The 13053-nt window shown below is 72.0% G+C and carries 12 protein-coding genes; 5 read left to right on the top strand and 7 right to left on the bottom strand.

Features of this window, described 5'->3' with window-relative positions; genetic code table 11:
• Window positions 1-19: 19 nt before the first annotated feature.
• The 4 genes from QSK31_RS07660 to QSK31_RS07645 all read left to right on the top strand — a co-directional run bounded on the left by QSK31_RS07660 (window position 20) and on the right by QSK31_RS07645 (window position 3438).
• Window positions 20-829, top strand: coding sequence for a glycoside hydrolase family 16 protein (locus QSK31_RS07660; protein WP_285682292.1), 810 nt, complete (start codon window positions 20-22; stop codon window positions 827-829).
• Window positions 826-2070, top strand: a complete 1245-nt coding sequence (locus QSK31_RS07655) for a hypothetical protein (protein WP_285682290.1) — start codon at window positions 826-828, stop codon at window positions 2068-2070. Before QSK31_RS07660 ends, QSK31_RS07655 begins: the two co-directional genes overlap by 4 nt.
• A gap of 9 nt (window positions 2071-2079) precedes the next feature.
• Window positions 2080-2757: a GNAT family N-acetyltransferase gene (locus QSK31_RS07650; RefSeq protein WP_285682288.1), complete on the top strand. Its 678-nt coding sequence runs from the start codon at window positions 2080-2082 to the stop codon at window positions 2755-2757.
• A 78-nt stretch (window positions 2758-2835) separates the two neighbouring features.
• Window positions 2836-3438: a hypothetical protein gene (locus QSK31_RS07645; protein WP_285682286.1), complete on the top strand. Its 603-nt coding sequence runs from the start codon at window positions 2836-2838 to the stop codon at window positions 3436-3438.
• Here QSK31_RS07645 and QSK31_RS07640 read toward each other — a convergent pair.
• The 3 genes from QSK31_RS07640 to QSK31_RS07630 all read right to left on the bottom strand — a co-directional run bounded on the left by QSK31_RS07640 (window position 3419) and on the right by QSK31_RS07630 (window position 6953).
• Window positions 3419-4852 carry a sensor domain-containing diguanylate cyclase gene (locus QSK31_RS07640; protein ID WP_285682284.1) on the bottom strand — a complete coding sequence of 478 codons (1434 nt, stop codon included), beginning with the start codon at window positions 4850-4852 and terminating at the stop codon, window positions 3419-3421. The two genes, QSK31_RS07645 and QSK31_RS07640, sit on opposite strands and share 20 nt — an antisense overlap.
• Before the next feature lie 62 nt (window positions 4853-4914).
• Window positions 4915-5802 carry a sulfotransferase gene (locus QSK31_RS07635; RefSeq protein ID WP_285682283.1) on the bottom strand — a complete coding sequence of 296 codons (888 nt, stop codon included), beginning with the start codon at window positions 5800-5802 and terminating at the stop codon, window positions 4915-4917.
• A complete protein-coding gene (locus QSK31_RS07630; RefSeq protein ID WP_285682282.1) occupies window positions 5799-6953 on the bottom strand; it encodes a lipopolysaccharide biosynthesis protein in 1155 nt (384 codons plus the stop codon). The genes QSK31_RS07635 and QSK31_RS07630 overlap by 4 nt, the downstream gene beginning before the upstream one ends.
• Window positions 6954-7104: 151 nt before the next feature.
• On the opposite strand from QSK31_RS07630, the gene QSK31_RS07625 reads away from it, so the two are divergent.
• Window positions 7105-7314, top strand: a complete 210-nt coding sequence (locus QSK31_RS07625; RefSeq protein WP_285682280.1) for a hypothetical protein — start codon at window positions 7105-7107, stop codon at window positions 7312-7314.
• Here the strand turns inward: QSK31_RS07625 and QSK31_RS07620 are convergent.
• Genes QSK31_RS07620 through QSK31_RS07605 form a run of 4 tightly spaced genes read right to left on the bottom strand, consistent with a single transcriptional unit; the run spans window position 7295 to window position 13051 of the window.
• Window positions 7295-8569, bottom strand: a complete 1275-nt coding sequence (locus QSK31_RS07620) for an O-antigen ligase family protein (protein WP_285682278.1) — start codon at window positions 8567-8569, stop codon at window positions 7295-7297. The two genes, QSK31_RS07625 and QSK31_RS07620, sit on opposite strands and share 20 nt — an antisense overlap.
• 4 nt (window positions 8570-8573) lie before the next feature.
• Window positions 8574-9485, bottom strand: coding sequence for a glycosyltransferase family 2 protein (locus tag QSK31_RS07615; protein ID WP_285682276.1), 912 nt, complete (start codon window positions 9483-9485; stop codon window positions 8574-8576).
• Window positions 9478-11088 (bottom strand): hypothetical protein, encoded by a 1611-nt coding sequence (locus QSK31_RS07610; protein ID WP_285682274.1) that lies wholly within the window; start codon window positions 11086-11088, stop codon window positions 9478-9480. Before QSK31_RS07610 ends, QSK31_RS07615 begins: the two co-directional genes overlap by 8 nt.
• 40 nt (window positions 11089-11128) lie before the next feature.
• Window positions 11129-13051, bottom strand: coding sequence for a WD40 repeat domain-containing protein (locus QSK31_RS07605; RefSeq protein ID WP_285682272.1), 1923 nt, complete (start codon window positions 13049-13051; stop codon window positions 11129-11131).
• Window positions 13052-13053: the final 2 nt, after the last annotated feature.

Here is a 13053-nt window from a genome sequence, read left to right as displayed (position 1 = left end):
TTCTTAGTAGTTTGGCGGCGTGCGGCTTTTCTGGATTTCGCTTCTGCTGATCTCCGGCTGCACGCCGCCACCACCACCTCCGGCACCTCCGGCACGGACCGGGTGGCGGCTGGTCTGGGCGGACGAGTTCGACGCGCACACGGTCGACCGGTCGAAGTGGACCATCCGGGACGGCGAGGCCCGCGACGTCGACCTCGGGTGCAACGTGGACGACCCGGCCAACGCGTACATCCGCTACGGGTTCCTGGTGCTCCGCGGGCTACGGAAGACGGTGCGGTGCGGCAGCCGGACGCGGCAGTACACGCAGGCGTACCTGGACACCATCGGCCGGCACTCGTGGACGTACGGCCGGTTCGAGATCCGCGCCCGGTCACCCAACCGGCCCGGCACGTCGACCGGGATCTGGCCGGCCTTCTGGCTGCGCCCCGAGGACGGCGGCAAGGGTGAGATCGACGTGGTGGAACTGCCCGGCGGCGACAAATGGCAGGACCGGGCCACGGCCGCGATCTTCTACGACTACACACCGGTCAAACAGGACGAACGCCTCACGCTGCCCGGTGGCGGCACGCCCGGCGACGGCTTCCACACCTACCTGACGGAATGGACGCCCGACGCGCTGACCTGGTACATCGACGGCCGGCCGGTGTGGCGGCGGGACCGGGCCACCACACCGTTCTTCGACGAGGTCTTCCACAAGCCGTACAACCTGCGACTCAACCTGCAGGTCGGCGGATGGCTCGGCGCGCCCGACGCGGCCACCGCGTTCCCCGCCGATTTCGTCGTCGACCACGTGCGCGTCTATCAACGCTCGCCTATCGTCAACCCGTGATTCCGCGTCAGCGGCGGCCGGCTGCGGCGCGCCCGGACTTCCCCGCCGACGATCCCCGCTCGCGCACCGACGGCCTCGGCTGGGTCGCCCGGGCCGTTTTCCCCGGCCCGGCACTGCGGCTCACGGTCGGCAACCCGGAGCCCTCGGCCATCCGGTACGCCGTACTGCCGTCGCTCGATGACGCGAAGTTCCTGCTCCCGCTCGCCTCCCGCACGGTGACCGCGGCGTCGGTGCTGGCGTACAACGCGCTCCGCCCGCCGAGGGTCCGCGCCACCCGGGCCGTGATCGGCGGCCTCGCCCGCACCGGCCTGCTCGGCCTCACCCGCGCGCCCGTCCTCAACGTCACCGGCGGCCCGCTGCTCACCGACCACCTCGCCGGCCTGCTCGGCGTCCCGCGGCTGCACGCCGCGATCGGCGTCCGCCCGCCCGACCCGCACCACAAGCCGACCCTGCAGCTCTTCGACGACCAAGGCAGACCGCAGGGGTACGCCAAGATCGGCTGGAGTGACGGCACCCGGGCGATGGTGCGCGGTGAGGTGGCGGCGCTGACATCCCTGCCCGCGCCGGCCGGGGACTTCCCCGCCTCGCCCGGCCTGATCCTGCACACCACCTGGCAGGACCGGGAGGTCGCGGTGATCGCCCCGATGCCGCGGCACGTCCGGCGGATCCGGCGGCCGTCGCGGCCCCGGACGGCGGCGATGCGGGCGGTCGCCCGGGTGAGCGAACCGCGGATGCCGTTCGTCGAGTCGCCGTTCCTGGCCGGCTGGCGGCGCCGCTGCGCCGGGGGCGCCCTCGCCGGGGCGGTCACCCCCGGCGCCACCACGGTCGACGACGCCATCGACGCGCTCGTCGACCGGGACGGCGACCTGGACCTCGACTTCGGGCACTGGCACGGCGACTGGGTGCCGTGGAACATGGGCCGCCACCGGGGCAGGCTCCTGGTCTGGGACTGGGAGAACAGCGCCCCGGGCGTACCCCTCGGATTTGATCTCGCTCATCAGCACTTCCAGATCGCGCTGTCGACGCGCCGGCTGCCCGCCGCCGCATGTGCCGACGCCGTCGACGCCGGGCTGCGGAAACACGGACCCGCGCTGGGGCTGGACCCGGCGCGGCAGCGGTTCGTGGCCGACGCCTACCTGATCGAGCTGTGGCTGCGCACCTACCAGCTGTCGCACGGCGCGGACTGGAACCCGCGGCTGCATCCCGCCCTGCTCGACACCCTCGCCGCCCGGCTGGCATAGCGTGGCGGCGTGGATGACGCCGTACTCGACAACCCCGGCTGGGCCTCGCTGACCGGCCCGCACGCCCACCTCGCGGAACGCCGCGGCCGGGTGGCCCGCTACCCGGCCGACATGTCACCGTGGCACGGACTCGACGACATGTCCGACCCGCTGGCCTGGGCGGACGCCGCCGAGCTGGCCGGACCAGGCGGCAAGATCACGTTGATGGGCGCGCCGGACACGTTCCCCGCCGGATGGTCCTTCCACCAGGGCGTCGACGGGGTGCAGATGGTCGACGACGGGGTGAGCGCGGCGCCCGACCCCGACGCGATGATCCTCGGCCCCGGCGACGTGCCGGACATCCTCGAGCTGGTCGGCCGCACCGACCCCGGCCCGTTCGAGCCCCGGACCGTCGAGATGGGCACCTACCTGGGCTTCCGCGAGGGGGGCCGGCTGATCGCGATGGCCGGCGAACGCCTGCGGCCGCCCGGCTGGACCGAGATCAGCGCCGTCTGCACCGACCCCACGGTCCGGGGCCGCGGCTACGCCCGCCGCCTGGTCCACGCCGTGGTCGCCGGCATCCGCGCCCGAGGCGACGTCCCGTTCCTGCACACGGCGGCCTTCAACACCCCGGCGATCCACCTCTACGAGTCCATGGGCTTCAAGATCCGCCGCCCGACCCGTTTCGCCTCCTACCTGACGTCCTGACCCTGGCACGATCACGGGAGCACGGCGGCGGCCGCCGATCCCAGACTGGACTCCTCGACACAACATGGGGAGACAGGCATGTCGTACGTTCGCAAGACGGTCATCTTGGTCGTTGCCGCCTCGGCTCTGGTGGGATGTGCGAAGCCCGCCGGCCCGGCCGCCTTGCCGTCTGCTCCCTCGGTCGCGCCGCCTGCCGCCACCTCGTCGCCGAGCGCGGCGCCCACGTCGGCGCCGGCGAAGGGCTCCGGGGGCGGAACGGACAGCTGGGACGGCGTGGACTTTCGGGAGGTTCTGTTCCGGGAGCTCGGGTGCACTGATGTGCCGGAGTCGAAAGGGAAGGCCGTCGTGTTCAGCACGCAGCGGACCGACCTGACCGGGGACGGGCGTACGGAGGCCGTTGTCGCGGGGTCCTGCTTCGTGCGCAGCGGGGCCGACCACGCGTACGTGTTCGTCTACGACGGGGCCGACGCCGGCGAACGGCCGACGTCGCTGGTGCAGATCGGGAAGGACCAGGACCTGACCAGCGCCCGGGTGAAGATCGGCGGGGACAAGGTCACGGTCACCTCGGACGCCCTCAGCGGGCAGGCGCCGACCTGCTGCCCGGACCTGCGGATCACCCAGACCTACGTCTGGGACGGCGACGAGTTCTCGCGAGAGAACATCACTGAGAAGAACTTGTGACGCCGCTGAAGCTCACGTCCGCCAGGTGCGGGTCGGCGCTGACCGCGGTGCGGTCCCGGCCCGCGCGTTTGGCGGAGTAGAGGGCGGCGTCGGCGCGGGCGACCAGTTGCTCGGCCGTCTCGACGCCGGTCCACTGGGCGAGGCCGGCCGAGAACGCCTGACCGTCCGGCGTGACCCGGCGCAGGCGTTCCATGACGCCGTCGACGTCGCTGAGCCGGCACGTCAGGATCAGGCCGAACTCCTCGCCGCCGTACCGGGCGATCAGGTCCTCGGTGCGCAGCTGGCCGCGCCAGGCGAGCGCGGCGCCGCGCAGCAGCTCGTCGCCCTTCGGGTGGCCGTGCTCGTCGTTGTACCACTTGAAATGATCGAGGTCGATCAGGCCGACCAGCAGGGTGCGGCCCTGGCGGCGGGCGCCGGCCAGGCGGCGTTGCAGCTCCATGTCCCAGGCACGGCGGTTGGGGATGCCGGTGAGCGCGTCCAGGTACGCCATCGCCTCGAGCTGGGTGGCCTGGTCCTGGACCGTGCGGATCAGCTCGACCATTCGGCCGATCACCAGGCCGAAGACCGCGACGCAGCAGATCGACGCGGCCAGCCAGTCGGCCTTGCCGTCGCTCAGCACGCCGTCGACGATCAGCAGGACCGGGCTGAGCAGGCAACCCGAGCCGATCAGCAGCACCCGCGTCCGGGTGACCTCGCCGGTATGGGCGACCGAGCCTCCGCCGAAGGTCGCCATCGAAGGGTGCAGCACGGCGCCGCCGATGAGCAGGCCGCTCAGCACGAAGACGGGTGAGGCGCTGTCGTTGTAGATGCCGTGGATGTTCTGCCACACCCACGCGATGTGGGCCACGCCGAGCGTCAGCAGCGAGGCGGTGAGCTGCCAGAAGATGGCGGTACGCCGGGCCGCCGAGGTGAAGAACCGGATGAAGGCGGCCAGGATCATCAGATCGGCCAGCGGGTACGCGACGGTGACCAGCCGGGTCGCCGCCGGGATGCCGTCGAACTGGACCAGATCCTGCAGGAACAGCAGCCAGATGCCGAGCCCGAGGCCGACCGTGACGATCAGCGTGTCCAGGATGCCGGCCCGGTCCTGCCGCCACGACAGGCCGCGGATCAGCATCATCAGACCGATCGCCAGCAGCGGGTAGTTGAGCAGCCAGAAGATGTCCGACGACGACGGGTACGGGACCACACCCTGGCTGAGGTGGTAGGCCAGGATCAGGTTGCCGATCAGGCCGGACAGGGTGGCGCCGAGCACCAGGAGGAACGGCAGCCTGCTCGGCGGGCGGTTCAGGACCAGCCCGATGACGATCGCGATGCAGGTGAGCACCGCCGAGCCGCCGGTGATCAGGGTGGCGGCCGTGGACTGCTGGGGCACCAGCGCGCGCACCACGGTCAGAACGACCGACAGGACCATCCAGCACACCCAGAGTCGCCGCGTCACGCCCTCCTGATCGGCCGCCGTCCGCGGAACTGAGGTCAGGACCAGTCGAAGGTCATCCGCAGGTGCGCTGCCAGGGCCGCGTTGTGCGGGGCGTAGAACGCGGACAGCTCCGCCCGGACCGCCGGGTCCATGTCCGCGCCCGGGCGGTCGTTGTGCACCTCGTAGCGGGGCAGGACGAGCGGCGGCAGGCCGAGGAAGGCGAGGACGCGGGCGTACGTGGCGGCGGGGTCGGCGTAGAGGGACTCGCTGGGGAGCAGGAGGAACTGCGACTCGTCGAACCTGTCCAGCCACGGGTAGAGGTGGTCCAGGTAGACGCCGCGCTCACGGTAGGCGTACCAGTCGAAAGGTTGGGAGAAGTAGTGCGGGTCGACGATCATCTTGGCTCGTTCGCCGGCGACGCGCTGCTCCTCGGCCGCGAGAGCGTCGGCGAAGGACAGCGGCTCGACGCCCTCGCCGCGGCGCTCCTTCCAGTGCGAGTAGGCGCGCTCGACCGGGTCGCGGAGCAGGACCACGATGCGGGCCCGGGGCATCAGATGCGCTGCCCGGGAGGCCGCGAGCGGGTGGAACATGTAGAGCGGCGCGGCCTCACCCGCCTTGGGCGGCGAGCCGTGCCGGCGTTCCAGGGCCGCCCGGTGCCTCGCCGTCGGGAAATGCGACCTGAACCACGCCTCGCCGCGGTGGTAATTCTCCTCGAAGTAGTGCGTGGTCTTGGTGTTCCAGGCCGGGAAGAGGCGCGGGACCAGGGGATGCTGGACGAGGTAGCGCCACAGGGACGTGGTGCCGCCGCGCTTGGTGCCGATGATCAGGAAGTCGGGCAGCGGGCGCTGATCGCTGGTGCGTTCGCCGTACCGGACCAGCGCGCCGCGGAGATGCTCGCGCGCCTGCCTCGGCGCGACACCCTTGATCAGGTCCCGGACCGTCACTGTCTCCCCTTTTTACGGCTTCTCACGGCGGCTGCCAGACCGATCGGCAGGAACACCGCCAGGGCGACCGCCAGCCCGGGCAGGTTACGCCCGCCCGTCGCGACGCCCGCCGCCGCTGCCAGGACGGTGACCGCCGTCGCACCGGCCGCCGTCAGCCACAGTGGACGTGAGGATAGCGGCCGGCGCAAAGCACGGCGGGCCAGCCGCGCGGCCAGCAGGTTCTCGGCGACGATGCCCAGCGACCAGGCGAACGCGGCGCCCAGCGCGCCCCACCGGGGGATCAGCAGCGGGCAGGCCACCACGTTGAGGGCGAGGCCGAGCAGGGTGGCGTACAGGTGGCCCCGGCTCCTGCCGCTCATCAGCAGGACCGTCTGCACCAGGCCGACGCCGACGTTGACCAGCATCGCGACGCACAGGACGGCGAGCGGGGCGGCCGCCTCGGCGAACTCCGGGCCGAACAGGGAGAGAAAGGCCGGAGCGAAGATCCCGAGCATGAGGTACGCCGGGAAGGAGAGCGCAACGATCGTCAAGGTGGTGCGGCGGTAGAGGGTGGCGGCCTCATCCCTCCTGTCGTCGCCGAGCAGCTTGGACAACTGTGGCGCCATCGCCACGCGGAGGCCCTGCATGATGAGCAGGCCGGCCAGCGCGTAGCGGCCCGCGGCGGCGAACAGGCCCGCCTCGGTCTGGCCCGCCAGCGCGCCGGTCAGGAGGACGCCTATCCACATGCTGCTGGCGTCCACGGCCACCGAGACGGCCCGGGGCAGGGCGTAGGACCAGAACGGGCGCCAGCCCGCCGGGTGACGGCCCGGCCGCGGGGCCAGGGCGAACGCGATCAGCAACGCCGCCGTGATCGGGAGGAGCCAAGAGGTCAGGCCGAGCAGCAGTGAGCCGCCGGCCAGTAGCAGCAGGAGTGGGCGCAGGATCGGGACCAGGACGAACTGGATGCCGGCGTAGACGTGGATCGGGCGGGTGGCGCGGACCGCGGCCAGCAGGATCGTGGCGGCGACGATGAGCGGGACGCCGCCGAAGGCCAGCCGCAGGAGGGTCGGATCGTTCACATTCAGCGCATGGGCGATCGGGGTGGCCGCGGCTGTGCCTGCGGCCGCGACCAGGATCGCCAGGGCGGCGCCGGGGAGCAGGGCCACGGTCATGAGCTGACTCGCGTCAACATTTTCAAACTTGTTTCGCGCGCCGCCCCCTCCCCCGCCCCGGCACTGGGTGGGCGTCAATGTAGCTCGGGAATGTGACGGTTCTGCCTGGTTATCCACAGGGCGCAGACGTGGCAGTGCCCACATCAACGCCGTGTCCGCGCCCAGGCAGCACACCGCCCCGGCGATCGTGACCACCCCGATCACGCTGAACAGCACCCCGGCGCCGTCCGCCCCGTACACCCGGGTCAGCACCGTGGTGAGCACGAACCCGAACGCGCCGTTGACCGCCGCGCCCACCAGCCCGATCGCGCCGCTCCTCCCCGGCGCCCGCAGCGCCGCGGTCACCGCGTGCCCCGGTTGACCGGCCCGTCCACGGCGGCCAGTCCCAGCCCGATCCCGCAGCACAGCACCGCCATGTTCGGGTCGATGAACGCGTAGAACGGCGTGATCACCACCGCGATGACCGGCAGCGCGCTCAGCCACAGCCCGGTGCGCGTGACGGCGACGGAGGTCCGCCGGGCGACGACCACGAAGATCAGGTAGAAGACGATCGTGGCCGGGATGCCGTGGCTGTACAGCAGCTGCCAGATCATGCCCTGGGTGCCCAGCGGCTCAGCGGCGAACGTGGTGTCCACGGTCGACGGCTGGCCGTACCCGACCAGCGGCGACCGGAGCACCGCCGCCCACGTCTGCGCGTAGATGTCGAAGCGGTCCCGGGTGGTGTCGGTGGTCGACGTGCGGTTGCTGATCAGGTCGATCACCGGGATGAACAGGGTGACGATCCAGCCGATCAGCGCGATGCCCGCGACCGGCAGCAGCAGCCGCACCCGCCCGCGGACGATCTCCCGGCCGAGCAGGTAGAGCACGCCGGCGCCGAGCCCGAGGAACATGCCGCGGTTGAGCGTGAGGAAGGCGGGGACGATCGACAGCGGCAGCGAGACGATCAGCGCGACGCGGATCCACCTTCGGCGGACCGCGGTCAGACAGGCCAGGACGATGGGTACGAGGAAGCAGTACGCCGTGCCCCAGTTGTTGGTGTACGGGTACGGAGCGGTCGGCCGGTAGATCGGGTTCTGGCTGAGCGGGTTGAACTCGGTCGCCGACAGGGTCGTGAGCGCGGAGACGTACCGCTCGGACACGAGGTTGCCGGGCAGCAGCAGCGCGAACGGGCTGGGCGTGTGGAACGTGGGCGCCACCACGCCGAACCAGCCCAGGGCGATCAGGGCGAACCAGAAGAGGATCAGCGGCGCGGCGATCCGGGTCCACGGCACGCCGTCGCGGGCCAGGTTGTAGACGTAGACGCCGGCCAGGAAGCCGGTGAGCACGTGTCCCGCGCGCAGCGCGAAGACCGCCGCCACGGTCGCCTCGTGCAACCCGACCGCGCTGATCGCCACCAGGATGAGGAAGGCCAGCCAGAGCGTGGTGCCGGCCGGGCGGCGGATCCGGCCGCGGGTGGCCATCAGGACGAACAGGACCAGGGCGAAGAACGGCCAGACGAAGTACCAGACGCCGAGCGCCCACCAGAGCGGGATCAGCGCGAACATCCCGTACAGCGGCCACACCGGCAGGTCGGGGGTGCGCACCTCCCAGGCGGCGGTGACCGCGGGCGCGGCCACCGGCCTAGATTCCCTTGCCACGCTTCTGCGCCATCCGCAGGACCCGCTCCCCGGAGAGCAGGCCGAGGATCACCGGGACGATCACCAGGGTCCGTTTCTCCGCCGGGTTGAGCCGCAGGACCGCGGCGAGCTCGCGGACCGCCTCGACGCGGCGGCCGCCGGAGGCCAGCGCGAACGCGATCTGACCCCGGACGCGGGCCGTGCCGGTGCGGCTGCGTGCCAGTTCGGGATGCTTGCGGAGCAGGTAACGCTGGGCGTCGACGATGGTCTGCCACCGGGCGAAGTAGAACGAGCCGCCGTGCCAGTCGACGACCACCAGGGCCTCGCGGACGATCGCCACGTCGGTGTGCCGGGTGAGCCGCAGCAGCCACTCGTAGTCCTCGCTGTAGCCGCCGGGGATCTCCTCGTCCACCGGGCCCGCCGCGGCGAAGACGTCCGCCCGGACCAGCATGGTGCTGGAGTGCACCTCCATCACCCGGTCGGCGAGGAACTCCTCGAAGGTGACCCGGTCACGGTCCAGCGCGCGTTCCCGGTCGATGCCGGGGCCCTTCAGGTGCAGACCGCAGCTGACAGCGCCTTGACCGGTGCTCAGCAGGAGTTCGACCTGACGGGTCAGCTTCCCCGGGAGCCAGCGGTCGTCGTCGTCGCAGAAGGCGAGCAGCTCGCCGGAGGCCGCCTCGACGCCGCTGTTCCGGCCGCCGGGCAGCCCGCGGGTCCGCGAGTTGTGCAGGAAGCGCAGCTTGCGGCCGGGCCCGACGGGCACGTCGAACTCGCGGATCGGCACGTGGTCGTAGACGACCAGGCACTCGATCTCGCCGGCGTAGTCCTGGGCGAGGATGCTCGCGACCGCACGTTCCAGCAGGCCGGGACGGTCGCGGGTGGCGACCACGACACTGATGGGCGGCAGATCAGGCACCCTTGCCGCCGGTAAGCACGAACCCGGCGGTCTGCGCGCCGGCCGAGCGGAGCCGGTCGACCAGCCGGGTCAGGTCGCGGTTGCGGGTGCTGTCGCGGGCCACCACGAGTACGGCCACGCCGTACTGCGCCGCGCGTACGCCGCGCTCATCCACATCGGACGGGGGAGCGTCGATCACCGCGACACCGGCCATCGGCTGCTCGCCCAGCGCCACCAGCCGCACCACGCCCCCGCCGATCGCCACCACCAGGGGCCGGCGACCATCCCCCTCGCCCATCGCCGGCATGTACGGCCGGGGCGGCGCGAGGACCGCCTGACCCGCGGTGTGCTCGATGACCAGGGTCGTCTCCGGGTCGTCCGCCGCCGGCGGGCCGGGCACGGCGGGCAGCACGGTCACGCCCGGCGCCGGGGAGCCGTTGTGCCGCTGCATCTCGCCGGGCCGCAGCACGCGGGCACGCGGCGGGGTCCGTTTCTGCGCGGCGAAGAGCACCGTACGGATCCCGTCGTGAAGCTCCGGCGCCGCGACCAGCCAGACGTCCTGGCCGGACTCGGCGATCGCCACGGCCACGTTCACCGACACCGCGGACCGGCCCTCGTCGTCCCGGCCGGAGAGCATGACCACCGGGCGGCCGGGGTGCGTCTCGATCCACTTGAGCAGGGCCAGCGACACGTAGCGGGCGTCCGCGGCGGCGGCGTCCGCGGTGTGCCGGCCGGGCGCGCGCACCGCACCGAGCGCCGGGGTGCCGATCAGGTCGGCGGCCTGGTCGAGCGAGCGGACGCGGCGGTCCAGCGCCTCCCGCCCGTGCGCCGCGACGGTGCCCAGCAGCATGCCGCCGAGCACCCCGGCGAACAGGTAGAGCAGCCAGGCGTCGTGGCTGGACGGGAGCGGCGCGCGGGCCGACGCGGTGATCGCGCCCGGGCTCAGGTCTGCCGAGGCGATCTTCGCCTTCTGGTTGGCCTGCTGGGCGATCTGGTCGTTCAGCGCGGCGACCTGGTCCAGCGCGGCCTGGACCTGCGGATCGATGCCGCCGGAGTCCTCGGTGTCCTTCGGAATGCCCTTCTGCGCCGCCTTCCGCTGGTCGGTGAGCTGCCGCAGGGTGCTGTCGTAGGAGACCAGCAGCGCCTCCCGCTGCTTCTGGTAGATCGCCTCACGCACGCTCAGGTAGGTCTGCGCGGCCGTGTTCGCCCCCGCCGCCGCGCGCGCCTCACTGTCGTCGGAGTAGTCGAACCGCAGCACCGCGCCGCCGGTGGGCACCTCGACGCTGAGCGCGTCCCGCACGTCGTCCGGGTCGCGGCTCAGCGCCCGCGAGGTGGCGTCGACGACGTCGTTGCCGGTCGCGACGCCGGTCTCGGCGGTCATGTTGATGGCCCGGTCGGCCCCGCTGGACGGCAGGGTGAACGGGTCGGTCACCACCGGGCGCAGCACGACCACGGCGGTGCCCCGGTAGGTGGCCGGGAGCAGGAACAGGTACCCGGCCACCGCCAGGAGGACCAGGCCGGTGACGGCCAGCACGGTACGCCAGCGGCGCAGCGGGATCCGGACGACGTCGGCGAAGCCGACCACCCGCTGCCGGTTACCGGCGACGGAATCGATGGCATCCATGAAATGACTCCCCTGCGTTGTGCCGCGCTCTGGTGCGTTACTAGCTGGTGGCGAAGAACAGCGTCGGATAGGTCCAGCCGGACGTCGCGAGTGTCGTCGCCGACGAACCCACCACCGCGGTGGCCGCGCCCGGGTTGAACGCCACCGACTTGAGCGCGCCACTCGTGGAACCGAAGACGAGCTTGCCGTTCACCCAGGCCAGACCGCGTACGGTCGACCAGTCGACGCCGCTGGTCGGCAGCTGGAACAGCGTGCAGCCGAGGATCGAGCCGTCCGGTTCGAAGTAGCGGTACCAGAGCCCGTCGTAGCCGGAGACGGTCATGTACATCCGGCCGTTCAGGTAGAAGGCGCCGGTCAGCTCGGCCGCGTTGAACCACGAGTTGAACCCGCTGGCCTCCCACGGCGTGCCACCGGCGCCGCCGCTGAAGACCGAGGCGTTGATCTTGCCGGCGGTGGTGCTGTAGTAGACCTTGTTGCCCAGCGAGAAGCCGGCCTTCGCCCCGTTCAGCTGGGTCTGCGTGCTGCCCGTCGTGGCGCCCAGCGTGGTGCCGTTGAACGGGGTCTTGGTGAAGGCGGTCGTGCCCGGGCCGCGGTAGAGATAGCCGCTGGTCGCCGACGGCGCGTCCTGCACCCCGATGGTGCGCCCGCCGGTCGTCGGGAAGAGCGCCTGCCGGCCGTGGTACTCCAGCGCCACGCCGTCCGAGTCCTGCCCGACGAAGAGTCCGCCCGGGCCCTTCCACAGCTCCCAGACGATCGGGCCCCAGTCGGTGCCGCCCGGCGGCAGCGCGTCGCCGGGCGAGCGGCCCGGGTTCCACGCCACCGGCAGGCCGTTGTTCGGGTCCAGCGCGCCGAAACCGTACCGGTCGATGCCGCCCGCGCCCTTGCTGTCCCGGCCGTTCGCGTTGCTCAGCCAGCGGAAGTGGCCGCCGACGTAGACCAGGCCGTCGGCCGCCTCGATCGACGTCACCGAGTCGGCGCCGGTCGAGTCCACCCAGGTGGCGGTCACCGCGCCGCGGTGCGACGTCTCGAAGCGGGCGATCGCGTCGCAGTAGCCGGTGGCGCCGTAGCCGCCGTCCGCCGCGATCACGAAGTAGCCGCCGTCGTCGGAGAAGTCCACGTCCCGGGCGTAGAACGGGAACGCGGCCGAGGCGCAGGCCGGCACGTACTGGTCGGTGCTCCAATCCGCGACCGCGGGCACGCCGCTCACGTCGATCATCACCACCTGGTTGCGGCTCGCGCCGTTGACAGAAGTGAAGTTCCCGGTCGCGACCACCGTGTCGCCGTCCGGCGACACGGCCAGGGCCCAGACCAGTTCGGTGGAGTTCGGGTACGGCCGGGCGCCGCTCGCGTCCACCTGGAAGCCGCCGTCGATCGCCCCGGTCGTCGCGTTCAACCGGGCCAGCAGCGAATGTTCGGTCCCGTTCACCCAGTGGAAGGCGCCCGCGATGTAGAGCTGGTTGCCGTGCACGATCGCGCGCCGGACCACGCCGCCGTCGGCCCGGCCGATCCAGCCGGTGATCGTGGCGCCGGTGGCCGGATCGATCTCCACCAGGTTCTTGCGGGCCACGCCGTTCACCGTGCCGAAGTTGCCGCCCACGATGAGCTTGCCGTCCGGGCTGACCGCCAGCGTCTGCACATGATTGTCGAACGTCGGGGTGAACCCGGTCCGCAGGGCGCCGGTGCTCGCGTCGTAGGCGACCAGCCGGCTCACCGTCGTCCAGGCGGTGGCGCCGGGCGCCTTCACCCCGGTGAACGACCCGCCGGCGTAGACCGTGTTGCCGATCTGCGCGAACGCCCGCACGTCACCGTTCTGGAAGTGCGGCGTCCAGTCGACCGGGTTCGCCGAGACGATGGTCGCCGCGACCGGAGGCGGCACGTAGACCGCGCTGGCCGGGGCGGCGGCCAGGCCGACCACCAGAGAGGTGACGGCGGCCGGCACCAGGAGCCGACGGAGAAGTGACACTT

Source organism: Actinoplanes sp. NBRC 103695, assembly GCF_030269485.1.
Taxonomy (GTDB): domain Bacteria; phylum Actinomycetota; class Actinomycetes; order Mycobacteriales; family Micromonosporaceae; genus Actinoplanes.
This window is presented reverse-complemented; position numbering and strand designations above follow the sequence as displayed.

Coding starts and splice junctions, on each gene's coding strand:
- QSK31_RS07640 (WP_285682284.1), bottom strand. CDS start 4,852: ATGGTCCTGTCGGTCGTTCTGACCGTGGTGCGCGCGCTGGTGCCCCAG.
- QSK31_RS07630 (WP_285682282.1), bottom strand. CDS start 6,953: ATGACCGTGGCCCTGCTCCCCGGCGCCGCCCTGGCGATCCTGGTCGCG.
- QSK31_RS07610 (WP_285682274.1), bottom strand. CDS start 11,088: ATGGATGCCATCGATTCCGTCGCCGGTAACCGGCAGCGGGTGGTCGGC.
- QSK31_RS07645 (WP_285682286.1), top strand. CDS start 2,836: ATGTCGTACGTTCGCAAGACGGTCATCTTGGTCGTTGCCGCCTCGGCT.